This window comes from Gordonia araii NBRC 100433 (genome assembly GCF_000241265.1).
GTDB classification, from domain to species: Bacteria; Actinomycetota; Actinomycetes; order Mycobacteriales; family Mycobacteriaceae; genus Gordonia; species Gordonia araii.
In genome coordinates this window covers 68346-93684 of the sequence record NZ_BAEE01000056.1, presented here as the reverse complement: position 1 = coordinate 93684, position 25339 = coordinate 68346, and the positions used below count along the sequence as shown (strand labels likewise).

Annotated in this window: 27 protein-coding genes, 4 tRNA genes and 1 riboswitch; of the genes, 16 read left to right on the top strand and 15 right to left on the bottom strand. The window is 66.3% G+C overall.

The annotated features are described in order from the left end of the window. The 9 genes from GOARA_RS10905 to GOARA_RS10865 all read left to right on the top strand — a co-directional run bounded on the left by GOARA_RS10905 (position 1) and on the right by GOARA_RS10865 (position 8145). Positions 1-1671 (top strand): DNA repair helicase XPB, encoded by a 1671-nt coding sequence (locus GOARA_RS10905; protein ID WP_040522839.1) that lies wholly within the window; start codon positions 1-3, stop codon positions 1669-1671. A gap of 32 nt (positions 1672-1703) precedes the next feature. Beyond that, positions 1704-2030, top strand: coding sequence for a DUF2200 domain-containing protein (locus GOARA_RS10900; RefSeq protein WP_040522834.1), 327 nt, complete (start codon positions 1704-1706; stop codon positions 2028-2030). Positions 2031-2136: 106 nt separating this feature from the next. Next, a complete protein-coding gene (locus GOARA_RS10895) occupies positions 2137-2616 on the top strand; it encodes a hypothetical protein (RefSeq protein WP_007322422.1) in 480 nt (159 codons plus the stop codon). A 47-nt stretch (positions 2617-2663) separates the two neighbouring features. Next, complete coding sequence (locus GOARA_RS10890) at positions 2664-3323, top strand: TetR/AcrR family transcriptional regulator (RefSeq protein ID WP_007322421.1); 660 nt, start codon at positions 2664-2666, stop codon at positions 3321-3323. 83 nt (positions 3324-3406) lie between these two features. After that, entirely contained in the window at positions 3407-4612 is a 1206-nt protein-coding gene (locus tag GOARA_RS10885; RefSeq protein WP_007322420.1) for a lipid-transfer protein, read from the top strand. Positions 4613-4646: 34 nt separating this feature from the next. Then, on the top strand, positions 4647-5087 hold the full coding sequence (locus GOARA_RS10880; protein ID WP_007322419.1) for a type II toxin-antitoxin system Rv0910 family toxin: 441 nt from the start codon (positions 4647-4649) through the stop codon (positions 5085-5087). Beyond that, a complete protein-coding gene (locus GOARA_RS10875) occupies positions 5084-5956 on the top strand; it encodes a MaoC/PaaZ C-terminal domain-containing protein (protein WP_007322418.1) in 873 nt (290 codons plus the stop codon). Before GOARA_RS10880 ends, GOARA_RS10875 begins: the two co-directional genes overlap by 4 nt. Positions 5957-6004: 48 nt before the next feature. Then, positions 6005-6880, top strand: a complete 876-nt coding sequence (locus GOARA_RS10870; RefSeq protein WP_007322417.1) for an SDR family oxidoreductase — start codon at positions 6005-6007, stop codon at positions 6878-6880. Further along, positions 6877-8145 (top strand): acyl-CoA dehydrogenase family protein, encoded by a 1269-nt coding sequence (locus GOARA_RS10865; protein WP_007322416.1) that lies wholly within the window; start codon positions 6877-6879, stop codon positions 8143-8145. Before GOARA_RS10870 ends, GOARA_RS10865 begins: the two co-directional genes overlap by 4 nt. A gap of 12 nt (positions 8146-8157) precedes the next feature. Here GOARA_RS10865 and GOARA_RS10860 read toward each other — a convergent pair whose 3' ends face one another. After that, on the bottom strand, positions 8158-9027 hold the full coding sequence (locus tag GOARA_RS10860; RefSeq protein ID WP_007322415.1) for an oxidoreductase: 870 nt from the start codon (positions 9025-9027) through the stop codon (positions 8158-8160). 639 nt (positions 9028-9666) lie between these two features. On the opposite strand from GOARA_RS10860, the gene GOARA_RS10855 reads away from it, so the two are divergent. Next, a complete protein-coding gene (locus GOARA_RS10855) occupies positions 9667-10038 on the top strand; it encodes a nuclear transport factor 2-like protein (protein WP_007322414.1) in 372 nt (123 codons plus the stop codon). Here GOARA_RS10855 and GOARA_RS10850 read toward each other — a convergent pair. The 4 genes from GOARA_RS10850 to GOARA_RS10835 all read right to left on the bottom strand — a co-directional run bounded on the left by GOARA_RS10850 (position 10035) and on the right by GOARA_RS10835 (position 13432). Beyond that, positions 10035-10373: a TfoX/Sxy family protein gene (locus tag GOARA_RS10850; RefSeq protein WP_007322413.1), complete on the bottom strand. Its 339-nt coding sequence runs from the start codon at positions 10371-10373 to the stop codon at positions 10035-10037. The genes GOARA_RS10855 and GOARA_RS10850 overlap by 4 nt on opposite strands. 19 nt (positions 10374-10392) lie before the next feature. Beyond that, a complete protein-coding gene (locus tag GOARA_RS10845; RefSeq protein ID WP_138947653.1) occupies positions 10393-12099 on the bottom strand; it encodes an adenylate/guanylate cyclase domain-containing protein in 1707 nt (568 codons plus the stop codon). A gap of 69 nt (positions 12100-12168) precedes the next feature. Beyond that, positions 12169-12717, bottom strand: coding sequence for a YceI family protein (locus GOARA_RS10840; protein WP_007322411.1), 549 nt, complete (start codon positions 12715-12717; stop codon positions 12169-12171). A gap of 112 nt (positions 12718-12829) precedes the next feature. Then, positions 12830-13432 carry an NUDIX hydrolase gene (locus GOARA_RS10835; protein ID WP_007322410.1) on the bottom strand — a complete coding sequence of 201 codons (603 nt, stop codon included), beginning with the start codon at positions 13430-13432 and terminating at the stop codon, positions 12830-12832. Positions 13433-13474: 42 nt separating this feature from the next. On the opposite strand from GOARA_RS10835, the gene GOARA_RS10830 reads away from it, so the two are divergent. Beyond that, positions 13475-14563 (top strand): S-(hydroxymethyl)mycothiol dehydrogenase, encoded by a 1089-nt coding sequence (locus GOARA_RS10830; RefSeq protein WP_007322409.1) that lies wholly within the window; start codon positions 13475-13477, stop codon positions 14561-14563. Further along, the gene (locus GOARA_RS10825) at positions 14563-15189 is read left to right on the top strand and encodes an MBL fold metallo-hydrolase (RefSeq protein WP_007322408.1); all 627 of its coding nucleotides are present in this window, start codon (positions 14563-14565) and stop codon (positions 15187-15189) included. Before GOARA_RS10830 ends, GOARA_RS10825 begins: the two co-directional genes overlap by 1 nt. A gap of 68 nt (positions 15190-15257) precedes the next feature. On the opposite strand, the gene GOARA_RS10820 is transcribed toward GOARA_RS10825, so the two are convergent. The 4 genes from GOARA_RS10820 to GOARA_RS10805 form a co-directional block, all read right to left on the bottom strand. Continuing rightward, positions 15258-15905: a hypothetical protein gene (locus GOARA_RS10820; protein WP_007322407.1), complete on the bottom strand. Its 648-nt coding sequence runs from the start codon at positions 15903-15905 to the stop codon at positions 15258-15260. After that, positions 15905-16519, bottom strand: a complete 615-nt coding sequence (locus GOARA_RS10815; RefSeq protein ID WP_007322406.1) for a hypothetical protein — start codon at positions 16517-16519, stop codon at positions 15905-15907. The genes GOARA_RS10820 and GOARA_RS10815 overlap by 1 nt, the downstream gene beginning before the upstream one ends. 64 nt (positions 16520-16583) lie before the next feature. After that, on the bottom strand, positions 16584-17963 hold the full coding sequence (locus tag GOARA_RS10810) for an MFS transporter (protein WP_007322405.1): 1380 nt from the start codon (positions 17961-17963) through the stop codon (positions 16584-16586). A 201-nt stretch (positions 17964-18164) separates the two neighbouring features. Next, positions 18165-18518 (bottom strand): Rv2640c family ArsR-like transcriptional regulator, encoded by a 354-nt coding sequence (locus tag GOARA_RS10805; RefSeq protein WP_040522749.1) that lies wholly within the window; start codon positions 18516-18518, stop codon positions 18165-18167. A 99-nt stretch (positions 18519-18617) separates the two neighbouring features. Between GOARA_RS10805 and GOARA_RS20220 the strand changes: the two genes are divergently transcribed. Then, positions 18618-18755, top strand: coding sequence for a hypothetical protein (locus GOARA_RS20220; protein ID WP_170265505.1), 138 nt, complete (start codon positions 18618-18620; stop codon positions 18753-18755). An 84-nt stretch (positions 18756-18839) separates the two neighbouring features. Beyond that, the gene (locus GOARA_RS10800) at positions 18840-20561 is read left to right on the top strand and encodes a DUF3556 domain-containing protein (protein ID WP_007322403.1); all 1722 of its coding nucleotides are present in this window, start codon (positions 18840-18842) and stop codon (positions 20559-20561) included. A 4-nt stretch (positions 20562-20565) separates the two neighbouring features. On the opposite strand, the gene GOARA_RS10795 is transcribed toward GOARA_RS10800, so the two are convergent. From GOARA_RS10795 to GOARA_RS10775, 5 genes are all read right to left on the bottom strand, one after another. After that, on the bottom strand, positions 20566-21342 hold the full coding sequence (locus GOARA_RS10795) for a 3-oxoacyl-ACP reductase (RefSeq protein ID WP_007322402.1): 777 nt from the start codon (positions 21340-21342) through the stop codon (positions 20566-20568). Between the two features lie 42 nt (positions 21343-21384). Beyond that, positions 21385-21488: riboswitch (TPP riboswitch) on the bottom strand. 33 nt (positions 21489-21521) lie between these two features. Continuing rightward, positions 21522-22499 (bottom strand): arsenic resistance protein, encoded by a 978-nt coding sequence (locus GOARA_RS10790; protein ID WP_040522828.1) that lies wholly within the window; start codon positions 22497-22499, stop codon positions 21522-21524. A gap of 117 nt (positions 22500-22616) precedes the next feature. Then, positions 22617-22693 (bottom strand) — tRNA-Phe (locus tag GOARA_RS10785). A gap of 31 nt (positions 22694-22724) precedes the next feature. Continuing rightward, a tRNA-Asp gene (locus GOARA_RS10780) sits at positions 22725-22798 on the bottom strand. A gap of 27 nt (positions 22799-22825) precedes the next feature. After that, positions 22826-22898 (bottom strand) — tRNA-Glu (locus GOARA_RS10775). Positions 22899-23004: 106 nt separating this feature from the next. Between GOARA_RS10775 and GOARA_RS10770 the strand changes: the two genes are divergently transcribed. Continuing rightward, positions 23005-24159 (top strand): pyridoxal phosphate-dependent aminotransferase, encoded by a 1155-nt coding sequence (locus tag GOARA_RS10770; RefSeq protein WP_040522747.1) that lies wholly within the window; start codon positions 23005-23007, stop codon positions 24157-24159. 75 nt (positions 24160-24234) lie between these two features. On the opposite strand, the gene GOARA_RS10765 is transcribed toward GOARA_RS10770, so the two are convergent. Beyond that, positions 24235-25140, bottom strand: a complete 906-nt coding sequence (locus tag GOARA_RS10765; RefSeq protein WP_040522745.1) for an oxygenase MpaB family protein — start codon at positions 25138-25140, stop codon at positions 24235-24237. A gap of 116 nt (positions 25141-25256) precedes the next feature. Here GOARA_RS10765 and GOARA_RS10760 point away from each other — a divergent pair. Next, positions 25257-25329 (top strand) — tRNA-Lys (locus GOARA_RS10760). The last annotated feature ends 10 nt before the right edge of the window (positions 25330-25339 follow it).

The following is a 25339-nucleotide window of genomic DNA, read 5'->3' as shown; positions in this document are numbered from 1 at the left end:
GTGACCGACGGACCCCTGATCGTGCAATCGGACAAGACCCTCCTCCTCGAGGTCGATCATTCCGGCGCACCCGCCGCCCGCGCCGCCATCGCCCCGTTCGCGGAGTTGGAACGCGCTCCCGAGCACGTCCACACCTACCGCGTAACGCCGCTGGCCCTGTGGAACGCACGCGCGGCCGGCCACGACGCCGAGCAGGTCGTCGATGCCCTGGTGACCCATTCTCGCTACGCCGTGCCGCAACCGCTGCTGATGGACATCGTGGACACGATGGCCAGGTTCGGCCGGCTTCAACTGGTGAAGCACCCGGCCCACGGGCTGACCCTGGTCAGTCTGGACCGCGCGGTCCTGGAAGAAGTGCTGCGCAACAAGAAGGTAGCCCCGATGCTGGGCGCCCGCATCGACGACGACACCGTCATCGTGCATCCCTCCGAGCGCGGCCGGCTCAAGCAGATCCTCCTCAAGATCGGCTGGCCCGCCGAGGATCTCGCGGGCTACGTCGACGGTGAGGCGCACCCCATCGAGCTCGACGAGTCGGATTGGGAGCTGCGCGACTACCAGGCGCTGGCCGCCGAATCGTTCTGGGCGGGCGGCTCGGGGGTCGTGGTGCTGCCGTGCGGCGCGGGCAAGACGATGGTCGGGGCGGCGGCGATGGCCAAGGCGGGGGCGACGACCCTCATCCTGGTGACCAACACGGTTGCCGGGCGGCAGTGGAAGCGCGAACTCATCGCTCGCACGTCGCTCACGGAGGAGGAGATCGGCGAGTACTCCGGCGAGCGCAAGGAGATCCGTCCGGTCACCATCGCGACCTACCAGGTGATGACCCGCAAGTCGAAGGGCGAGTACCGCAATCTCGACCTCTTCGACTCGCGCGACTGGGGACTGATCATCTACGACGAGGTGCACCTGTTGCCCGCACCGGTGTTCCGGATGACCGCCGACCTGCAGTCGCGCCGACGCCTGGGCCTGACCGCGACGCTCGTGCGCGAGGACGGCCGGGAAGGCGACGTCTTCAGCCTCATCGGCCCCAAACGCTTCGACTCGCCCTGGAAGGACATCGAGGCGCAGGGGTGGATCGCCCCGGCCGAGTGCATCGAGGTGCGTGTCACCCTCACCGATTCCGAGCGCCTCTCCTACGCGATCGCCGAGAACGACGAGAAGTACAAACTGTGCTCGACGGCCCATACGAAGGTGGGGGTGGTGAAGTCCATCCTCGACCGCCATCCGGGTGCGCCGACGCTGATCATAGGCGCCTATCTCGACCAGCTCGCCGAACTCGGCGAGGCCCTCGACGCCCCGGTGATCCAGGGGTCGACGAAGACCAAGGAGCGCGAGGCGCTGTTCGACGCCTTCCGGCGCGGCGAGGTCGAGCGGCTCGTCGTCTCCAAAGTGGCGAACTTCTCCATCGACCTGCCAGAAGCATCGGTCGCGGTGCAGGTGTCGGGAACCTTCGGATCGCGCCAGGAGGAGGCTCAACGCCTCGGGCGGTTGCTGCGCCCCAAGAGCGACGGCGGCCAGGCGCACTTCTACTCGGTCGTCTCTCGCGACACCCTCGACGCCGACTACGCCGCTCATCGCCAGCGCTTCCTGGCCGAGCAGGGCTATGCCTATCGGATCGTCGACGCCGACGACATCGTCGGGCCCGCGATCGGCGACGGCGGATTGGAGGACTAAAGGTGAACAAGAACAACGAACGCGTGTTCCGCATGCCGGTGGCCAGCGTTTACCCGCACTACGTGACGAAGGTGGAGAAGAAGGGGCGAACGACGGCGGAGCTCGACGAGGTCATCCGGTGGCTGACCGGCTACGACGACGCCGGACTGCGCAAGGTGCTCGACGAGGACGTCGATTTCGCGACCTTCTTCGGCGACGCCCCGGAGATCAATCCCAACGCTTCGCTGATCACCGGATCGATCTGCGGCTACAAGGTGCAGGAGATCGAGGACCCGCTGATGCGCCAGATCCGGTATCTGGACAAACTCGTCGACGAACTGGCCAAGGGCAAGGCGATGGACAAGATCCTGCGCAAATAGGGAGACGTCCAGCGACCTCACAGAAGGGGCTGTTAACATTCGTCTCGCAATCGAATCGTTACCAAAATGAATCGATCTTTACATCGATCCTGGAGCCGAGGTATCCATGCGCCCCAATAACTTCACACGTTCGATCACGCTGCCCATCGCCGCCGCGGCAGCGGTGGCTCTCGCCGCGCCGGTCGCCTCCGTCCACGCGAACAGCATCGACCTGGGCAGCCTCGGCTCGTCCGACAACAAGCCCAAGCACTGGGGAAAGCTCGGCCGCAAGAACGCCCCCAACGGCGTCCGCTCGATCAACACCTGGGTGTACGCGCCCACGGCGAAGGCACGGGGCGGCGCCTACCCGCTCGGGCGTCAGATCGGCGTGAAGTGGAACTCGGTGATCGAGTCCGGCGACGAGATCCTCGGCAAGGAGTGCAACATGACGGTCCGGATCACCGGTCCGCGCGCACCCCGGCCGTTCAAGACCAAGCTCTGCACCTCCAAGCACACCTGGAAGATCAACGTGCGCGGCGCCTACACGATCCGGGTCACCGACTCGATCTCCGGCGCCTCCAACGCCGTGCGCCTCAACGTCAGGTAGCGCTCGACGGTTGCATTCAGCAGGGCAGGTAACTCTCCCATGCTAGCGTGATTGACGTGGCAGCACCATCGGAAGCCCAGTACGCGCGGCGGACGCAGGAGCAGCGCAGCGCCGAAACGCGGGCCAAACTCCTCAATGCCACAATCGACTGTCTCGTCGAATACGGGTACAGCGGCACCACGACGTCACGGGTCGCCGAGCGCGCCGGAGTCACCCGCGGAGCCCAGCTGCACCACTTCGGCTCCCGCAACGACTTGGTCAGTGCCGCCGTCCAGCACCTCGCCGCCCGGCGAACCGCCGACGCGGTCGAGCAGGTCGGTGCGCTCCAGGCCTCCCCGGACCCGGTGTCGGCACTCCTGGAACTGCTGTGGGACCTGCACAACGGCCCGTTGTTCACCGCGAGCATCGAGCTTCTCGTCGCGGCCAGGACCGACCCCGAACTGAGGATCGAAGTCGCCAAGTTCGAGCGCGTCGTCAATCAGACCGTCGCCGCGATGGTGGCGGAGTACTTGCCGAGCGGGTCTGAGCGGGCAGTCCGCGAGTTCGTCTTCACCTCCATGGACGCGCTGCGGGGAATCCTCTTCTCGGCCTATATCGACGCCGACCCCGGTCGCACCCGCCGACGGTGGGAGCGCGCGTCCCAGGCGCTCCGGGCGACGATCGACCCGAAGCTCCTGACCCCCGCGCCGGCCGGCGATCCGTCCTAGCCACCGCGAGAAAATGTGATTCAGCTCACGCTCTGTTGATACATACATTCTTGCATGTTTGTATTGCCCTCGAGGTGATGAACATGACGAACAAAGTGTTTGTCGTCGGCGTGGGCATGACGAAATTCGAGAAGCCCGGCCGACGCAAGAACGACGACGGATCGGACTGGGACTACCCCGACATGGCGCAAGAGTCCGGGACCAAGGCACTGGCCGACGCCGGGCTCGACTACGACAAGGTGCAGCAGGCCTACGTCGGCTATGTCTACGGCGAGTCGACGTCGGGTCAGCGAGCCGTCTACGGACTCGGGATGACCGGCATCCCGGTCGTCAACGTGAACAACAACTGCTCGACCGGCTCGACGGCGCTGTTTCTCGCCGCGCAGGCGATCCGCGGTGGGCTGGCCGACTGCACCCTCGCCCTCGGGTTCGAGAAGATGCAGCCGGGCTCACTGGGCTCCACCTTCGATGACCGCGCCAACCCGATGGACCGTCACATTCTCGAGTTGGCCGAGATCAGCGAGGTGCTGTTCCCGCCCGCCCCGTGGATGTTCGGCGCCGCCGGACGCGAGCACATGACGAAGTACGGTTCCACCCCCGAGCACTTCGCCAAGATCGGCTACAAGAACCACAAGCACTCGGTCAACAACCCCTACGCGCAGTTCCAGGACTCCTACACGCTGGAGGAGATCCTCGACTCGCGGATGATCTACGACCCGCTCACCAAGCTGCAGTGCTCCCCCACCTCCGACGGGTCGGGCGCTGCGATTCTGGCGTCGGAACGGTTCGTCGACGAACACGACCTGGCCGACCGCGCGGTCGAGATCGTCGGCCAGACGATGGTCACCGACTTCCAGAACACCTTCGACGGCACCTGCGCGGGCATCATCGGCGACCACATGAATCGCGCCGCCGCGACGACGGTGTACGAGCAGTCGTCGCTCGGTCCGGACGACTTCCAGGTCATCGAGCTGCACGATTGCTTCTCGGCCAACGAACTCCTGCTCTACGAGGCCCTCGGCCTGGCCGCCGAAGGCGAGGCGCACAAGCTGATCGACAACAGCGACACCACCTACGGCGGTCGCTGGGTGGTCAACCCGTCCGGCGGTCTCATCTCCAAAGGCCACCCGCTCGGCGCCACCGGACTCGCCCAGTGCAGCGAGCTGACCTGGCAGTTGCGCGGCGACGCCGACAAACGCCAGGTGGACGGCGTCACCGCCGCCCTGCAGCACAACATCGGCCTGGGCGGCGCCGCCGTCGTCACCGCCTATCAGCGCGCGAACCGCTGAACAACCCCGCAAACCACCGGAAAGAGGAAGAACCATGGGACACATCGAAGCCACCGAGAAGCTGACCGCATCGCCCGAGGCCGTCTGGAGCATCATCTCCGACCCGCAGACCTGGGGCGACTGGTTCAGCATCCACGAGCGCTGGATGGAAGAGCCCCCGGCCACCCTCGGCCAGGGCAGCAAGCTGGTCGCGAAGATCATGATGCTCGGCATGGCCAACAAGATCGAGTGGACCGTCGACGAGGTCGACGCACCCAGTCTGCTGAAGCTCAGCGGCACCGGCATGGCCAACGTGAAGGTCGCGTTCCAGTTCGAGTTGAAGCCCGACGGCACCGGTAGCGAGCTGCAGATCGCCGGCGACTTCTCCGGCACCCTGATCAAGGGCGCACTGGCCAAGGCAGTCGAGAAGGACGCGACCGCACAGATCGGCAAGAGCCTGTCACAGCTCGACGCGCTGGCCACCGCAGCGGCATGACGTCGAAGGAGAAGACCGCCTACGAGTTCGACGGCGGCGGGCTGAACACCTGGTCGGACCCGGAGGCCTTCGACGTCACCCGGGAGCGGCTCGGCGAGTACGCGGCGGCGACCAACGACCCGATCGAGGCGCACCGCGACGGTGACATCGGCTCGCCGGTGTTCGCGATCGTCCCGGCCTTCGACGCGATGCTGTCGCCGGTCGTCGACGTGGCACCGATCGAGATTTTCGGCAAGGTGGTCCACGGCGAGCAGGACTTCTGGTTCCACCGCCCGATCAAGCCCGGCGACGTGATCACCACGCGGGCGCGGGCGATCGGCTACGACACCGTCGAAAGCGGTGCCCGCCTGTCGATCCACGTCGAGTGCCGGGATGCGAACGAGGAATTGGTCAACGAGCAGTACCTCCTCGCCTTCTTCCGCGGCGTCGACGCGGGTGCGGCGGTGGGCGAATCCGTCCCCGCGCACAAGCTCGCCGAGGCGGTGCGGTCCGGTGAGCCGCTGGCGACGGTCACCGCCCACGTCGACGACGACCAGACGTTCCGGTACGCGCCGGCATCGGGCGATCCGATGCCGATTCACCTCGATGAGGAGGTCGCCAAGGACTCCGGCTTGCCCGGGATCATCGCGCACGGCCTGTGCACGATGGCCATGGCGTCGTGGGGCGTGCTGTCGCAGGTCGCCGACGGCGACGTGAATCGGCTCAAGCGGTTCGCGGTGCGCTTCTCGAAGATGGTCTTCCCCGGCGACGACCTGGAGACCCGGATCTGGCGGACCGGGTCCGCGGACGGGCGGACGACCTACGCCTTCGAGACCGTGCGCGGCGAGGACGTCGTCCTGACCGACGGCCTGGCCGTCGTCGCCGACTGATCCCCGTTTCCCACTTCTAGTTCCACTTTCTTTCTAAGGAGAATCCCGATGGGTGCTTTGGACGGCAAGGTCGCTGTCATCACCGGCGCCGGCCGAGGAATCGGCCGCGAACACGCACTGCTCTTCGCCAAGGAGGGCGCGAAGGTCGTCGTCAACGATCTCGGCGGCGACAACGCCGGCGAGGGCGTCGACCAGACGCCCGCGGCCGAGACGGTCGAAGCCATCAAAGCCGCAGGCGGCGAGGCCGTGATCAACGGCGGCAACGTCGCCGACTGGGACGAGGCCAGCGCGCTCGTCCAGCAGGCGATCGACGAGTTCGGCGGCCTGGACATCGTGGTCAACAACGCGGGCATCCTGCGCGATGCCTTCCTCGCCGGCATGACCGAGTCCGAATGGGACGCCGTGGTCGCGGTACATCTGAAGGGCCACTTCAACGTGATGCGGCACGCCGCGGCGTATTGGAAGGACCAGAGCAAGGCGGGGAACCAGCCCAAGGCCGCGGTGGTGAACACCGCGTCCGCGTCGGGCACGACCTTGCCGAACGCCGGACAGATCAACTACGGCGCCGCCAAGGCGGGCATCGCCGCGATCACCCTCGTCGCCGCCGACGAGTTGGAGCGCTACGGCGTCCGCGTCAACGCGATCGCACCGATCGCGCGTACCCGCCTGACCCTCGCGACGCCCGGCATGGGTGCCATGATGGCCGCCGAACTCGAAGACAGCGAGGGCGGGTTCGACGCCTTCAGCCCGGCCAACATCTCGCCGCTGGTCGCCTACCTGGCCTCCGATGCCTGCGATATCACCGGCACGGTGTTCGCGGTGCAGGGCGGCGCGATCTCCGAACTCGCCGGCTGGCACGACGTGAAGACCATCGAAACCGAAGGTCCGTGGACCGTCGACGACATCGCTGCGAGGCTCCCATGATCACCTGGTCGGAAACCGACGTCATCATGCGCGATGCGGTCCGCGAGTGGATCGACGCGAACGTCGCACCGGTGCTCGACGACCTCGAACACGGCGACATGCTCCCCTATCCGCTTGCCAGCAAGATGTGGGCCGACTTCGGCATCAACATGATGGCCTCGGAGGCGCTGGAGAAGTACCTCGCGCGACAGCGGAAGAAGGCCGAGCAGGGGCCGTCGGAGACGTCGGACAAGAAGCCCAAGGCCGACGGAGAGTCCGACGCACTCGGCGAGGCCGGCGCCCAACTCTCGATGGCGGCGGCCATCCTCGCCGAGTTGGCCGGGGTCACCCTGGGAACCGTCGCCTCGGTCGGCGTCTCGCTGGGCCTGGGCGCCGCGACGATCCTGTCGCGCGGCACGCTGGCACAGCAGGAACGGTGGCTCCCGGATCTGGTCACCCTGGACAAGATCGCCGCGTGGGCGATCACCGAGCCCGATTCGGGGTCGGACGCGTTCGGCGGGATGAAGACCTACGTCCGCCGCGACGGCGAGAACTACATTCTCAACGGGCAGAAGACGTTCATCACCAACGGCCCGAACGCCGATGTCCTCGTCGTCTACGCGAAGCTCGACGAGGGCGACGACACCCCGATGCGCGATCGCAAGGTGCTGACCTTCGTCCTGGAATCCGGGATGGCGGGCCTCACCCAGGGCAAGCGGTTCAAGAAGATGGGCATGCACTCCTCTCCCACCGGGGAGCTCTTCTTCGACGACGTGGTGCTCACCCCGGACCGTCTGCTGGGCGAAACCGAGGAGCACGGCGGTGGCGACGGACGTGAAAGTGCCCGGCAGAGCTTCATCGTCGAGCGCGTCGGTTGCGCGATTCTGTCGCTGGGCATCATCAACGAATGCCACCGCCTGTGCGTCGACTACGCACAGACCCGCACGCTGTGGGGCCAGAACATCGGTTCCTTCCAGCTGATCCAGCTGAAGCTGGCGCGCATGGAAGTGGCCCGGCTCAATGTGCAGAACATAGTGTTCCACGCCATCGAGTCGCTGCGCAGCGGCACGCTGCCGACGCTCGCCGAGGCGTCGGCGATGAAGCTCTATTCGACCGAGACGGCCACCGAGGTCGCCATGGACGCCGTCCAGCTCTTCGGCGGCAACGGTTACATGTCCGAGTATCGCGTCGAGCAGTTGGCGCGCGACGCCAAGTCGCTGATGATCTACGCCGGCACCAACGAAGTACAGGTCACGCACATCGCCAAGGGGTTGTTGGGCGGCTGACGCCCCGTCGGTCTAGACCGAGGAGCTGACCCCGGTCAGCTCCTCGGAGATCTGCCACAGGCGGGTGGCCAACTGCTCGTTGTCGGCGGCTTTGCGGTAGGCCGACGGTCCGGGCGGTCCTTGCATCCCGCCCCGTTTGGTCGGCCCGTAGAAGCCGCCGTTGCGCGCCTGGGCGCTGGTTGCCGCGTACAGCGTGGGCAGCGCACCGTCGGCCGCCGACTGCGCCATCAGCTTGTTGCCGAGAACCATCACCCGATCCTGGATCGATTCGGTGTGCGACTGGAGTTCGGTGTCGGCGTAGCCGGGGTGAGCGATCGTCGAGACCACGGACGATCCCGAGGCCGCCAGCCGACGCGCCAGTTCTTTGCCGAACAGCAGGTTCGCCAGCTTCGAATCGCCGTAGGCGCGCCAGCGGTTGTAGCGGCGGCGCTCCCAGTTGAGGTCGTCGAAGTCCAGCTTGCCCAGGCGGTGCATGAACGACGAGAGGGTGACGACACGGTCGGAGACCTTGTCCTTGTCCAGCAGGAGCAGGGTCAGCGCGAAGTGGCCGAGATGGTTGGTACCGATCTGCATCTCGAATCCGTCGGCGGTCTTTCGATAAGGAACCGCCATCACGCCCGCGTTGTTGATGAGCAGGTCGGCCCGATCGATCCGGTCGGCGAAATCGCGCACCGAGTCCAGACTCGCCAGGTCGAGTTGCTCGACGCGGGCGCCGGGGCCCACCTCGGCGGCCGCGGCATTCGCCTTGTCCAGATTGCGGCAGGCCAGCACCACGTCGGCACCGGCCTTCGCGAGCGCGATTGCCGTCTCTTTGCCGAGGCCGCTGTTGGCGCCGGTGATGATCGCGGTGCGGCCGGATTGGTCGCCCAAGTCGAGTGTCATGGCTGGTTCCTTGCTATGCGGTGATGTTGTCTGCTGTGTCGGGTCACTCAAGATCCGCAGCGGTATGCGGTTCTGCGCAATCGCGACACCCCTCGATCACGATCTTTTCACAGCTCGCGCCTTCCGGTGCCGGGCTGCGGGTAGCGCGGCATACCTCGCGATGGTCTCGATACAAATCCCTCGCACGCTCGGGATTCACTCGACCACCCAACGATGACGTCCGCTTTGGGTGGTCGAGTGGCCGCGACGAAGGAGCGGCCGTATCGAGACCATGCCATCCGAACCGGGGCCCCTGTTTGGGTGGTCGAGTGGCCGCGACGAAGGAGCGGCCGTATCGAGACCATGCCATCCGAACCGGGGCCACTGTTTGGGTGGTCGAGTGCCGCGACGAAGGAGCGGGCGTATCGAGATCATCGCGAGCGGGCCGGGCCACTGTTTGGGTGGTCGAGTGGCCGCGACGAAGGAGCGGGTGTATCGAGACCATCGCGAGCGGGCTGGGGTAGTTGCTGGGTGGTCGAGTGGCATCGCGGCCAGCCTGCCTGCACGAAGTGTCCTAGATGTTGGACACTCGGCCACCGGCGCGGCAGCCACTATTGGTGACACCAGTCACAGACTCATGCACAGAAGGGTGCAGCTCACATGACCGCAACCATCGTCCCCGACCAGTCGACACGCGCACTCGGCGAGCGCTGGGCCCTCGCCCTCAACGATCTCGACCAGTTCGCCGAGATGTGCTCCGACGACTGTCAGGTGTGGCACAGCACCGACAACGCCTGGGTCTCGGTACCGCAGGCCGTCGAAGATGCCCGTCGTCGCGCAGGCGACATTCCGCCCCAGTTCGAAGCTCGGGGCGTGACCTACACCGAGAACGGGTTCTTCAACCAGTGCTACATCGCCATCGACCTCGCCGGTCAGCCGATGAGGCTCCACCTGGTCCAGCTCGTCGACGTCAAAGACGGCAAAGCCGTGCGCGTCCAGGAATACGTCGGACCCGAGATGCCGGTCGACTAGGTTCGGGTCACGGCGCGGTTGTACTCCAGCGCCTTCTCCAGCCAGAAGACGAGTTCCTCGTCGCGACCTATCGATTCACCGGCGACGGCGATCCATCCCGGGCCCATCTCGCGACCGGCACCCATCTCAGCCTGCTCGGCCCCGGGACGGCGCAGGAGATCGTCGTGCTCACCGGCGTCGACTCGAACCAGCAGGTCACCATCCTTGAGCGCGCAGACGGCCATCTTCTCGTTGACCATGAGAGCCCGGCCGCCGAACATCGAGATCTCCCGGGTCACCGGTTCCTCGGCCAAGTGCTCGCGCAGCCGTTCAACCAGTTCGTCTCGCGCATTCATCCGGACCTCCTCTATAGGCTCAGCGCCGCCGTGCCACGCGCTGGAACGGCAGCCTGGTCAATCCGCGCACGACGTCGCTGACCGTCGGCACCACGGGCGCGCGGGCATCGAGGGCGGCGACCGTGGCGGCGGGCAGGTAGAGTTCGGTCTCGGTGAGCCGGCCGCGCAACCGGAGGGAACCGCGCCGCACCCAGTTCTGCGCCTCGGGACCCGCCGCCGCGACAGCGTCACCGCTGGCGACGACGGGAACCTTGGCATCTTTCGCGACTTCGGAAAGTCGGGCACATTCGTTCACCGGGTCGCCGATCACCGTGTACTCGTAGCGGGTCGCGGCACCGATGTCACCGGCGAAGACGGTGCCGTGCGACACCCCGATGCCCCACTTGATCGGCAACTCCTCGCGCAGCCGGTCGGCAAGGGCACGCGACGCCCGCAACGCGGCGGCCGCGGCATCGTCGAGCGCGACCGGTGCACCGAAGACGACGAGCGCCGCGTCGCCCTCGAACTTGTTGATGAAGCCGTCGTGGTCGTCGACGACCTCGGCGACGATCGTGAAGAACCTGTTGAGCAGGCCGGCGACCGTCTCCGGGTCGAGCCGGGCACCCATCATCGTCGAACCGGTGATGTCGACGAACAGCACACCCACGGACGGGGTCGTGGCCCCGGACATCTCGTCGCCGCGGGCCAGCGCATGCTCGGCGACCGTCGAGCCGACATGTCGCGCGAACAGGTCGCGCATCCGCTCGCGTTCAGCCAGCCCTTCCACCATTTTGTTGAACCCGAACTGCAGGACGCCGAGTTCCGAACTGTCGTAGACCGGGACGCGCGCGCTCAAGTCGCCCTTGTTGACGTCGCTCATCGCCTTCGACAACTCGTCGAGAGGGTCGACCAGCGTCGAACCGACCAGGAGCACCACCCGGGTTCCGGCCGCCAAACCGATCACCGCGATGACGATGGTCAGCCAGTCGACCGGACCTCCCGGCGGAGGCAAGAGGCCCACCTGGCGTCCGATGTTGACCGCGAGCAGGCCGGCCATCGGCACGGCCGAAGAGACCAGCCACACCGACAGCATTCGGATCCGGACGCTGTATTTCACTTCGGCGGTCGGCTGATCGCGCATCGCCATCACCGACAGGGGGCGGGCGACGCGCTCGGCGTAGATGTAGGTCAAGCAGCCGCTGGACAGGGCCGCCAGGGTGAAACCGCCCGCGACGACGAGGAACTCGTTCGGGCCGCGGCCGATGGAGAACAGCAGGTAGACGGCGAGCGAGATCGCCCACGCCGCCATCGTGCCGTAGACCTGGCGGATGGGGATGCGTCGAATCGCGTCGCGGCGCCCCACCTCGGGACGCGCGCCGGAGAGAAACCAGTTCAAGTGCGGCCGCAGGGCCAGCATCCCGAACACCAGGTTCAGCACGGTTCCGACGACGAGTGCCAATGCCATCGCCACGAGCAGCGGCGTGTCCAGGTCGGCGATGCGGCTCAGCTGCCCCCCGTTGAGGGCCAGCTGTACGAGCAGAAAGGTCTCCAGGCCGATGAGTGCGTTGCCGCCGACGAGCGCGACCGCGGAGACGCCGACCGCGCCGGACACGATCCGTTTGCGCTGCTTGTCGTCGAGGCCCGACCAATTCTGCTCGTCGAACCCCGACATCTGCTCGAGGTGCAGTCGACGAAGTCGCTCTCTGACTGCACGCGGCAGGTGCGCTGCGCGATCACGGCCGGCCACGCGTCCTCCTCGTCGAAAGTTAGCTTCGACATTAGTGGACGCGCGACCGGCCGGCCGCGATAGCACTGATCAGGCCTGTAGACCGGCCTCGATCTCAAGGGTGATCGTGATCTTGTCGCCGACGACTACGCCGCCGCCTTCGAGAGGCATCTCGATGTCGATGCCGAAGTCCTTGCGGTTGATGACAGTCTTGGCCTCGAAACCGGCAACCGGTCCGTTGCCCATGCCGGGGTTCACGCCGTTGAATTCGAGCTCCAGCTCGACCGGGCGGGTCACCCCCTTGAGGGTGAAATCGCCGACCAGGACGTAGTCGTCCCCGTCGGGGCGGACATCGGTCGAGACGAAGGTGGCCTTCGGGTGATTCTCGGCGTCGAAGAAGTCGGCGCTGCGGATGTGCCCGTCGCGCTGCTCGTTGCCGGTATTGATGGAGGCGACGTCGATCTCGGCGCTCACCGACGGCGTGCCGTCCTCGGCGACGGTCACGGCGCCCGAGAAGGTATCGAACTTGCCTCGCACCTTGCTGACCATGAGGTGCTTGACGGAGAAGGCGACAGTCGAGTGAACGGGGTCGATGACCCAGGTGCCTGCCTGGATGGGGGCGGTGACTGCAGTTGGCATTTGTAACTCCTAAGGACAGGTGGAATCGGATGGTCCAGTCCACGTAACCGGACCCTGGTCCGGTTAATTCCCGAGTCTGCCAGAATTTTCTTGAAAAGTGTTCTTTCGGGCCTCAGCGCCAGGCGAAGACCGGTTGCTCCAGATCGTCGACGCGAGTGGGCCGATCCCGCAGAACCACCTCGGCGAACTGGTAGATCAGGGCGGCGGTCGGCGCGTGGATCAACTGCCCGAGCATCGGCAGCTGGATCACCGGCCGGGGCGATTGCGGGATCCGCAGGAACCGGGGCGTGCGCACGAGGGAGTCGAAGGGCACGAAGAAGCTCTGCGCGACCTCGGCCGGATTGGGCCGCAGCGGCGGGTCGTCGTCGAGCCAGCACACCACCGGGGTGATGACGTAGCCCGAGCGGGTCTCGTAGTCGTCGAGCACTCCGAGGACGTCGGCGTCGGTCGTCTCGATCCCGGTCTCCTCGAGCAGTTCCCGGCGCGCGGCTTCGACGGCGGTCTCACCCTCGTCGAGCCGGCCGCCGGGCAGCGCGTACTGATTGGGATGGTTGCGCATCGTTGCGGGGCGCTTGAGGATCCAGATCCCGTGCTCGCTCGCACGGCGGACGACGGTCAGAGCGACGGCCGACGGCCGCAGGCTCCCGTCGTTGGCGACCGTCTGCCGCGACCATCGCGCGAGACGCTCGCGGGCAACTTCCCGGGCAATATCCACCTATCCAGGTCTAGCACCTGGACACGTGTCTAGTCTGGAACCATGTCACAAACTGTCAAAGGTGTCATCGCCCGAAGCAAGAAGTCTCCGACAGAGGTCGTCGACGTCGTGATCCCCGATCCGGGCCCCCGCGACGTGGTCGTGTCGGTCAAGGCCTGCGGGGTGTGCCACACCGACCTGGCCTACCGGGAGGGCGGCATCAACGACGAGTTCCCCTTCCTGCTCGGCCACGAGGCGGCCGGTGTCGTCGAATCGGTCGGCTCGGACGTGAACCACGTCGAAGTCGGTGATTTCGTCGTCCTCAACTGGCGTGCGGTCTGCGGCGACTGCCGCGCGTGCAAGCGCGGCCGGCCGTGGTACTGCTTCGACACGTTCAACGCGAGCGCGCCGATGACGTTGACCGACGGCACGGAGCTGACACCGGCGCTGGGCATCGGAGCCTTCGCGGAGAAAACGCTCGTCCACGAATTGCAGTGCACGAAGGTGAACCCGGAAACCGATCCGGCCGTCGCCGGACTGCTCGGCTGCGGTGTGATGGCCGGCCTGGGCGCCGCGATGAACACCGGCAGCGTCGGGCGCGGCGATTCGGTGGCGGTCATCGGCTGCGGCGGTGTCGGCGATGCGGCGATCGCCGGTGCACGGCTGGCGGGAGCGACAACGATCATCGCGATCGACCGCGATGCCGCGAAACTCGAATGGGCCAGGGAACTGGGCGCGACGCACACGATTGACGGGTCGAAGGTCGAGGACGTCGTCACGGCCGTGCAGGACCTGACGGACGGAAACGGGGCCGATGTCGTGATCGACGCCGTCGGCCGGCCGGAGACCTATCAGCAGGCGTTCTACGCGCGCGATCTCGCCGGAGTCGTCGTGCTCGTCGGGGTGCCGACGCCGGAGATGCGGTTGGAGATGCCGCTGGTCGACTTCTTCTCACGCGGCGGGGCGCTGAAGTCCTCCTGGTACGGCGACTGTCTTCCCGAGCGCGATTTCCCGATGCTCATCGACCTCTACGAGCAGGGACGGCTGCCGCTGGAGCGATTCGTCACGGAACGAGTCGGGATCGACGACGTGGAGGCGGCGTTCGCGGCCATGGAGGCCGGCAAGGTGTTGCGCTCGGTGGTGATGATCTGATGGCGGCACGCATCGATCACGTCGTCACATCGGGGACGTTCAGCCTCGACGGCGGAACCTGGGACGTCGACAACAACATCTGGATCGTGGGCGACGACGAGGAATGCGTGATCATCGACGCGGCCCACTCCGCAGCACCCATCCTCGACGCGGTGGGCGGGCGCGCGGTCAAGGCGATCGTGCTGACCCACGGCCACAACGACCACGTCACCGTGGCCCCGGAGTTAGCCGAAACCACCGGCGCTCCGATCCTGCTGCATCCCGGGGACAACATGCTGTGGGAACAGACGCACCCGGGCGTCGCGCATGACGACCTGTCCGACGGGCAGGAGATCGAAGTCGGCGGCACGGTGCTGCGCGTGATCAACACTCCGGGACACTCCCCCGGCTCGTCCGTCCTCTACGCCCCCGAGCTGGGCGTGCTGTTCTCCGGCGACACGCTGTTCCACGGCGGACCGGGCGCGACGGGCCGCAGCTTCTCCAGCTTCGACGACATCATCGACTCGATCACCGAGAAGTTGCTCTCACTCCCGCCGGAGACCGTCGTGCACACCGGCCACGGCGACTCCACCACCATCGGCGACGAGGCTCCGCATCGGCAGGAATGGGTCACGAGGGGGCACTGATACGGCGATCCCCGAGCAAGTGCAGCGCACGCGGGTCGGCGAGCCGGCCGATCCTGGCGGCGGCACCGCTAGCGCGCGTTGATGAACTCTGACGCGTTGGCAATGGCCTCGGCCAGGTCGGCGTCGAGCCGCTCGCGCGGCCATTGCTCCGATCCCCCGAGTGCCCACATGATGGTCCACTCGCGGACGGCGCCGAGCAGGTGCTGAAGCTTGGGAATCGTGGTCACTGGGCGCGGGTATTGGGGGCTGATGCCCAGACCGGCGCCGTTGGCACGGTTCATCATCGCGGGAACAGCGGCATCGTTGGCAAACGGCTCGGCCAGTCGCCCCCCGTTGACCGGGAACGAAAGCATCAGCCACGGATGCCGTGCCTTCTGTGCGTCACCACGCCGTTCGTAGATTCGATACCCGGCGGCGTATACCGCCTTGGCATAGTCCCACTGAGAGAAGTCCCCGGTAAACGGGATCCGGTCGCAGACCGCGAACAACTCGTCGATGTCGGCAGGCTCCACTGCCGTCGCCACGAGCAGCACCGGTTCGAACAACAGGCGAGTACCGGTCTCGCCCGCGAGATTTGCCTTTGCCAGCGCCCGTTCGACGAACTTGGCCCCACGGACGGTGAACAGGTCGGAATGACGATCCAGCCACGCGCCGACCTGAGGCACCAGCTCGGCGTTGAGTTCGCGCCACTCCGCTGGTTTGAGGTTGGTCGGCATCAGAGGTTCAACTCGGTGGCCGGCGTGCCTGGGTCCTCGTCCTTGGCCCGCGCCCACAGGCTGTCGATAAAGGCGAGGTAGACCCCGACGGTGTTCAACTCGAGGTTGTCGACATCGATTTGGCCGCCGTAGAACCCGGGAACCGTTGCGCCCGCGCACATCGTCAATGTCAACGGCTTGACCTGCTGGGCGCTCCGCCATTTCTCGAACAGGGCTGGCTTCAACTGCTCCTCGACAGCGTTCAGCGACAGAGCCGCCTCGAACTGATCGACCGTGAGCCCCCACGGCTCGGTCACCATGTCGAACGGGTCGAGGGCGACGATCGTCGGCGGTTGACCCCCACCGGTGTAGTTCCCCTCGGCGTCGAAACACGAACTGATCGCGAACTGCCTCGCCCGCCAGTCGAAGGCGAACACGTCGGCACGGACTCCGCGCCCGCCGAAGGCGCTGTCGACGAACTCCTGTGCGATCGGACCGGACTCGTCGTCGTGGAAGCGCAGAAGCCCGGCGTTGCCCGACACCCCGCACAGACCTCGATCGGCGAAGTACGAACCAACCAGACTCGGTTGCCACACACCTCGCGAGAGACGCTCAAACGTCCATTCCATCGTCATAACCCCCGCGTTCGCGACGACGGCAAGCCCGACATCGAAATCAGGCTACCCGGCGCGGGCATGCTCAGGCGGGGATGCCGGGCAACGCCTTCGGGTCGTCGCGTACCGCTTGGCCGTTGGTCTCGGGCAGGTAGTACGCGCACGCGAGGGTGATCACCGACATGGCGATCAGGTAGAGGGCGACGCCCGTCGTCGATGCTGTTTCGGCGATGATCCAGGTCATCACTAGCGGCGCGATGCCTGAGACCGCGACCGCCGCCAACTGGTAGGCCATCGACGCGCCCGAGTAGCGGATGCGCGGCGCGAACAACTCGGCCATGAACGCGGCCAGCGGACCATAAGTGAGCGCCTGGCCGATGCTGGACACCAGAATCGCCACGGCCAGAAGACCGACGTTGGTCGTGTTGGCGAGCCAGAAGAACGGGAATGCCCAGATCACCAATACGGTGGCACCCACCAGGATCAGCGGCCGTCGGCCGATCCGGTCGGAGATACCGCCGGCAGCCATGATGAACACGGGCATCACGAGTGATGCCAGCATCACGCACGCCAGAATGCTGTTGCTGCTCATGCCGAGGCCGCCGTCGGCCGGCTTCTTGCTGCCGTAGCTGACGAAGCCTGCGACGGTGACGTAGAACGCCGCGTTGGTGCCGGCGAGCAGTCCCGCTCCCATGACGATCTTGCGCCAGTGGCCCCGGATGGCCTCCGACAGCGGCGCTTGGGCGATCTTTTCCTTGTCCTTGTTCCGCTCGACGACTTCGCGCTGCAGCGCCAGGAACTCGGGTGAGTCCTCGACCCGCAGGTGGATGTAGAGCACGACCGGCACGAGTGCGGCGCTGGCCCAGAACGGCACTCGCCAGCCCCAGCTCAGGAACGCCTGGTCGCTCAGGATCGAGTTCATCAGGAGCATCATCAGATTGCCCAGCAACAGGCCGAGAGGGACGCCCATCTGACCGAAGGTGCCGGCGAATCCGCGCTTCTTGGGACCGGCCGATTCGGTCAGCAGCAGGACGACGCCGCCCCACTGCCCGCCACAGGCCAGACCCTGGATGAAGCGCAAGATGATCAACAGCAGCGGCGACAGCCAGGCGAGGATGCCGACGGAGTTCCCCGCGTCGTCCAGCGGGACCGCCGGGAGACAGCCGATGAGGAAGGTCGCGACTCCCATCGCGATGAGACACCAGAGGAGCATCGGCTTGCGACCGATCTTGTCTCCGAAATGCCCGGCGAGGATGCCGCCGACGGGGCGTGCGACGAACCCGACGGCGAAGGTGCTGAAGGCGAACAGGGTACCGATCAGCGGCGACGCGTCGGGAAAGAAGACCTTGCCGAATACCAGGGCGGCCGCCGTTCCGTAGACGAAGAAGTCGTACCACTCGATCGAGCTGCCGATCAGACCGGCGCCGAGCAGCTTGGCATGCGCCTTCTTGTCCGGTACTGACACTGCGTCGTCGGTTCGCGTCACTGTCGGCCTTTCATCTCCGTGCGATGTCGGGCCAGCGTATGGCGGGAGACGGGCCGCGCTCGACGATGTCGCGAAACGCTGTCCAATCGCCAGAATCGGACACCCCAGGATCGGTCCCGTAAACATTGACAGGCTCGGTCGCGACGGCTATGTCAGGGTTTCCTGGGCAACTTCCACCTCTCAGCAACATCCCGGATCGAGCACTCCGCAGAGCGCCGACAGGGCGTCGCGCCTGACGATATGACGCACCGTCATCCCGTTCCGAGCGGAGCTGATCAGACCGGCATTGCGAAGTTGGCCGAGATGGTGACTCACCGTCGACTCGGCGAGCCCGACGGTCCGGGCCAACGCGCCTGTCGTGCACTCCTCGTCGCAATTGAGAATCAGGGAGAGCAGCCGCACCCGCATCGGATCGGCCAGAGCCTTGAGGCGCATCGCGACTTCCAGGGCGGCGGCATCGTCGAGTGCTTCGGCGGCGACCGGCGAGCAGCACACCGGTTCCCTCATGTCGATGATCGGAAGCGCCTTGGGCATGGCGTCCAACCTACCACCTTCTTGACATATATCGAATAGGTGGCTACACAGAGAACGTCGACACTAATTCGACAAATATCGAATCACCTAGGAGGAGTCGTGTCCCGCATCGAACTCACGATCAACGTCATCGACGACGACAATGCATCGGTCACCCTGAGCTGTTGCACGCCGACCGAGGAGGTGACCACGACCGAGACATCGAAGGAGTCCGGCTGCCAGTGCAGCTGTTGCTGACCGCGGACAGCCGGAACGCCCACACGCGTGGCGGCGAGCGAGAAATCTAGAACACGTTCTAGATTGGCGTGTTAGCGTCCGACCATGGGGTTCCTCAAGCAAGACGCACCGGTGGTCGAGGACTTCGCAGCATGGAGCAAAGGGACGCGAGCGGAGAAGATCGTTCCGATGGCCCGCCACTGGGCCGAGGTCGGATTCGGCACGCCGGTCGTTCTCCACCTGTTCTACGTGGTGAAGATCCTCGCCTACGCCGGGGTCGCGTTGGTCATCGTCCTGTTGACGCCGGGCATCGGCGGCGTCGGGCAAATCGACCAGTGGTGGACCGAGCCGATCGTCCTCGAAAAGGTCGTTCTGTTCACGATGCTGTTCGAGGTCATCGGACTCGGTTGCGGATTCGGCCCGCTCAACAACCGGTTCTTCCCACCGATGGGCTCGATCCTCTATTGGCTGCGCCCGGACACCATCCGGCTTCCGCCGTGGCCGGGCCGAGTGCCCTTCACCCGGGGCACGACCCGCACCTACATCGACGTCGCGCTGTACGCCGGATTGCTGGTCATGCTCGTCGTCGCGCTCTGCAGCGGCGGAACCGGCCCCATCCCTCAATTGGGCAGCACCGTCGGTGTCCTACCGACCTGGCAGATCGCGGCGATCGTCGGACTGCTGGCCGTGTGCGGTTTGCGCGACAAGTCGATCTTCCTCGGTGCCCGCGGCGAGGTGTACGGGGCGCTCGCCGTCGCGTTCCTCTTCGCCGGGACCGACATCATCGTCGCCGCGAAACTGGTGTTCCTGATGATCTGGATCGGGGCGGCGGTGTCGAAACTCAACCGGCACTTCCCGTTCGTGATCTCAACGATGATGTCGAACAATCCGGTGCTGCGCCCGCGGTGGCTCAAGCGGAAGTTCTTCACCGACTTCCCCCACGACTTGCGGCCCAGCGGGCTGTCCCGACTGGTCGCCCACATCGCGACCGCGATCGAACTCTGCGTCCCGCTGGTCCTGTTCTTCAGCGGTGGCGGCTGGCCGACGGCGATCGCCGCGACGGTGATGGTGTGCTTCCACTTCGGCATACTGGCGTCGATCCCGATGGGGGTCCCGCTGGAGTGGAACGTCTTCATGATCTTCGGCGTGCTGTTCCTCTTCGTCGGCCACGCCGGCGTGGGGCTGACGGATATGCACAGCCCGTGGCCGCTGGTGTTGTTCGCCGTCCTCGCGACCGTTGTCACCATCGGAAACCTGGCGCCGCGGAAGGTCTCGTTCCTGCCCGGGATGCGCTACTACGCCGGCAACTGGGACACGTCGCTGTGGTGCATGAAACCGTCGGCGTCGGCGAAGATCGACGAGCACGTCGTCGCCATCGCCAGCATGCCTGCGGCACAGATGGAGCGGTACTACGGCAGTCCGGAGACCGCGCAGCTGTACATGTACATGGGGTACGCCTTCCGCGCGTTCAACACGCACGGTCGGGCGATGTTCACCCTGGCCCACCGCGCGATGGCCGGCGAGAACGAGGCCGACTATGTCCTCACCGACGGTGAGCGCATCACCAGCACGGCTATCGGCTGGAACTTCGGCGACGGCCATATGTGCAACGAGCAGCTCATCGCGGCGCTGCAGGAGCGGTGTCACTTCGAGCCGGGCGAGGTCCGGGTGGTGCTGATCGACGGTCAGCCCATCCAGACGCAGACCCAGCGCTACCGGCTCGTCGACGCGGCGACCGGGGAGTTCGAACGCGGGTACGTCCGGGTCGCCGACATGGTGACGGCCCAGCCGTGGGACGACGACATCCCCGTCTACGCCGACGGGTAGACGGTCAGTTCTTGACCAGACCGCCGTCGACGACGAGATTCTGGCCGGTGACGCCGCGGGCCCACGGCGATGCGAAGAACAGCGCGGCGTCGGCGAGTTCTTCGGGTGTGGTGACCGCGCGCAGCGGCGTGGCGGCACCGATGGCGTCGAAGATCTCCTCCGGTGTCGCCGCCGAGGCGTCGGTGGTCCGCAGCAGGCCGCCGGAGACCATGTTCACGGTGATCCCCTGCGGCCCGAGGTCGTCGGCGAAGGTGCGCGTCAACGAGAGCAGCGCGGCCTTTGCGGCGGTGTAGTCGTGGTAGGGCACGACCGGGTGCTGGAAGAGGTTGGTCCCCACGTTGACGATCCGACCGAACCCGGCTTCGGCCATGCCGGGACGCGCAGCCTGGATGAGGTTGAGCGAGCCGGCCACCGAGCCCTCGAACTGAGCGGCGAAGTCCCCGTAGCCGATCTCGTCGGCCTTGGCCCGCGCATCACCGTTGAACACGAAATCAACGAGCGCATTGTTGACGACGGTGGTCACCGGAGCGCCGAAGTGCGTTGCGGCACTGGCGATCAGGGAATCCACCGCGTCACGGTCGCGGACATCGGCCTGGACGGCCAAGGCGCGATCGGGATGCGCTGCGACCAGCGTCTCGGCGGCGTCTTTCGATGAGTGATAGTTAACGACGACCCTGGCACCTTCCGCCAGGAACGCGTGCGAGATCGCCGCGCCGAGCCCGCGGGCGCCACCGGTGACGACGACGATCTGCTCGTCGAGAGAAAGCGCTGGACGTGTCATGCCGGTTACCTCCGGGTCAAGGCGAAGGCAGCCGGCGATCGTTGTCGCCGACGCGGACAATCCCTTCGCCAGTGCTAACTGGATCAGGTTCGACGGGTGTCATCTCAGCCACCGCTCTCCAGAGGGCGGCACCCCGTGTCACCGGTTCATCCCATCACCGGCGGCCCACCAGCACAAGCTCAGCGCACCCACGAATCGGTGGATCTGATGATCCGCGGTATCAACCGGACGAACACGATCATCACGATAAGTTCGACGAGCGTCTGAGTGACGACCACGAGCGGGGCCAGGTCGAAGGCGGCCGGGAGGGCGAGAACCAGCGGCAGGATGACGAGCGAATTACGGGTCGCTCCGCTGAACACAATGCTGCGGCGCCCCGGCACGTCCAGACCCGCCAGTCGGCCGGCGACGGCACCGATCGGCACCATCGCGGCGGCGAAGAGGACGTAGACGGGAATCGTCAGCAGCAGCGACGAGAGCTGGGCGCGGACCCCGAATATCTGCGAGGCGACGACTACCGCGAGCGTGACCACCATGATCGGCACCATGACGCTGGTCATTGCCTCCTGAACCGCTTCACCGGCCCGCGTGCGGGTCGCGGCCCACTGGGTCAGTCCTGCCAGCAGCAGCGGGATACCGATGATGAAGACGAACGCCTCGACGAACGGCGCGAATTCGATGGCCGCGACGAAGTCGGCACCGACGAACATCCACAGATAGAGAGGCAGCAGCACCATCTGGGCCAGCATCAACAACGGCGCGGCGACCAGGAGACGATCCTGAGCGCCGCCGGCGAGGCCGCTGAAGACGATCACGTAGTCGATGCACGGGGTCAGCAGGACGAACAGCACTCCGACGAGCAGCACTTGGTCGTGCGCAACGATCCGCGACAGCACGAACACCACGACCGGCACCGCGAGGAAGTTGACGCCCATGACCGTGATGAGGAAGCGCCAGTCCCTGAAGGCCTGCCCGATTCTGGCGAACGGGATCCCGAGGAAGGTGACGTAGAGCAGGGCCGCCAACGACGGGTTGATCGCCGCCGTCGCGGGACCCGAGATCGCGGGAACGGCCAGGCCGACGACGGCCCCCGCCGCCAGGCCGGCGAGGTAGAGCGGAATCTGGTGGTGTTCGAGCCACGCTGCCGACGTCCTCATGCTGGTCACCGGCAAACCTTACCGATCCTCCGACGGTCTATCGCTGGTCCGGCCTCGGGCGGCTGATCACACATCGGCCCTGGAAAGCAGAAAGCCGCCTGTTGCCAGGCGGCTTGCTGGTGGCCAGGGCCGGGATCGAACCGGCGACCTTCCGCTTTTCAGGCGGACGCTCGTACCAACTGAGCTACCTGGCCAGACGGTGCCGGTTGATACCGAAACCTAGAGCGACCCTGACGGGACTTGAACCCGCGACCTCCGCCGTGACAGGGCGGCGCGCTAACCAACTGCGCCACAGGGCCTGGTGCTTGAAGCTCTCGCTTCATGCGTACCCCCTACGGGATTCGAACCCGCGCTACCGCCTTGAAAGGGCGGCGTCCTAGGCCGCTAGACGAAGGGGGCCGGTGTTCTCCGTGGGGAGCCGGATCAGCTTATGTCACGCCGTCGCGCAAACACAAATCCGCTGCCGCCACGGTGACGACGGATACCAGTGTGCCACCGTGGAGCCATGACTGTGGCACGTCTGCGACCCTTCGGCGAAACGATATTCGCCGAGATATCCGCGCTGGCAGCCGAGCACGACGCGATCAACCTCGGCCAGGGCTTCCCCGACGACGACGGTCCGGCGAGCATGCTCGCCGCTGCGCAACGGGCCATCGCCGAGGGCCGCAACCAGTACCCGCCCGGCCTCGGCGTGCCCGAACTGCGACACGCGGTATCCGAGCACCAATCGCAGCGCTACGGCCTGCACTACGCCCCGGACGCCGAGGTTCTGATCACCGTCGGCGCCACCGAGGCGATCGCCGGAGCCGTCGTCGGACTGGTGGAGCCCGGGAGCGAGGTGGTGCTGATCGAGCCCTATTACGACGCGTACGCCGCGACCGTGGCCGTGGCCGGTGCCACGCGCCGCACGGTGCCGATGATCCCCGACGGCGACGGCTTCCGCCTCGACCGCACACGCCTGGCCGAGGCGTTCGGTCCCCGCACGGCGGCCATCATCGTCAATTCGCCGCACAACCCGACCGGCACGGTCCTTTCCGTGGCAGATCTGCAAGCCATCGCCGATCTCTGCGTCGCGCATGACGCCATCGCGATCGCCGACGAGGTCTACGAGCACCTCCTCTTCGACGGGCGCACGCATCGGTCGATCGCCTCCCTCCCCGGTATGTGGGAGCGGACTGTGCGGATCTCCAGCGCGGCGAAGACGTTCAACTGCACCGGATGGAAGGTCGGCTGGCTATCGGGTCCGGCAGAACTGGTCGCCGGAGCCCGTGCGGCCAAGCAGTTCATGTCCTACGTCGCCAGCGGGCCGTTCCAGCCAGCGGTCGCCGACGCGCTCAACACCGAGATGGCCTGGGTCGACGAATCGGCTGCGGCGCTGGAGCGCAAACGCGACATCCTCTCGACAGCGTTGGACGACGCCGGTCTCATCGTTCACCGCAGCGAGGGCACGTTCTTCGTCTGCGCCGATCCGCGGCCGCTCGGATTCGACGACGGTGCGGCTTTCTGCCGCGAGTTGCCGGCCCGGATCGGCGTCGCAGCCATACCGGTCAGCGCCTTCGTCGACGACGAGGACCCGTGGCGCCACCTGGTTCGCTTCGCCTTCGCCAAGCGCGACGACTCGTTGACCGAGGCGGCAAGACGCCTGTCAACGTTGTCGTGACGCTCCGGGCGCGATGCTTCCGGCGTCGAACCCCAGCGAATCGCTGAACGGCAGGCGCTCACTTGGCATTCAGCGTCACCAGGGTCGCGGAAGCCGTCCACGGTCGCGACGCCACCCGCTGTGGCTGTTGGGGTGCCACCGCCACGAAACCGGGATCAACGGCCACGCCGTCGGTACGGCCCGTAACAGCGCGCGGTAGGCCAGTTCGTCGGCCCAGTTCCACCGGATGCCGAATCGCTTGCGCACCTCGGGCGGAAGTCCGCCGTAGATCGTGAGGCGCATCGGTGGTGCCAGCGCGGCGCGCATCGGAAGCGTCGGCAACGCCAGCCTGGCCACCGGTTTGAGCAGTGGCGAGACGGGCAGGTGAGGAGACTTGCTCATATCCGGGACGGCACGGCCCTCGATGACTTTCATGAGGTAGTCCGAGGCCGGGTTGGGAGTCAGGACCTCGCGACAGTAGCGGTCCCACTCCTGCTGGAAGGCCGCTCGGTTCGGCGGTAGCGGTTGTTCGCTCATCGCGTATCGGCGGTACCACTCGCAGCCCTCCTGGTAGAGCTGTTCGCGCTCGGCATCGGTGAGCCGGTAGCGGGAGTAGCGGTCCACGGTTTGTTCGACCATCACCTGAAACGTGGCGTGGGCCCACCAGAAGGTCGTCGGGTTCAGCGCGTGATACCGAACTCCGTCGGGCTGCGTCCCTTTGATGTCGCGATGAAGGTCGCGCACCTTGACGCCGGTTCCGGACGCCAGATCGTCGTAGACCGTGCCGAGGATCGACGGCAACGAGCGAAAGACGCGGTCGACGGGGTCGGCGAAGAAATTCGAGTGGTCGATCAGCGCGTATCCGATTGCGGGATCCATCGTCTGCAGAAGGCCGGCGGTACCGCCGGTGAACGCGATCCGCATATCGCCGGCCCAGCGCCACAACAACGAACTAGACCCGAGCTTTTCGCTCGAGGCCACAGAAGAAACATTCGTTGTCACACTTCGATAGTGGCAGACCTGCCGGGAATGCGGGCCAAGTCGGGCGCGACGGCGATTGGGACGCCGGGTTGGGTACACTACGAACCTGTTGTCGCCGGGAGTCCGGCGTCACGCCCGCCCCTTTAGCTCAGTTGGTAGAGCTACGGACTTTTAATCCGCAGGTCCTCGGTTCGAGCCCGAGAGGGGGCACTGCGTCGGC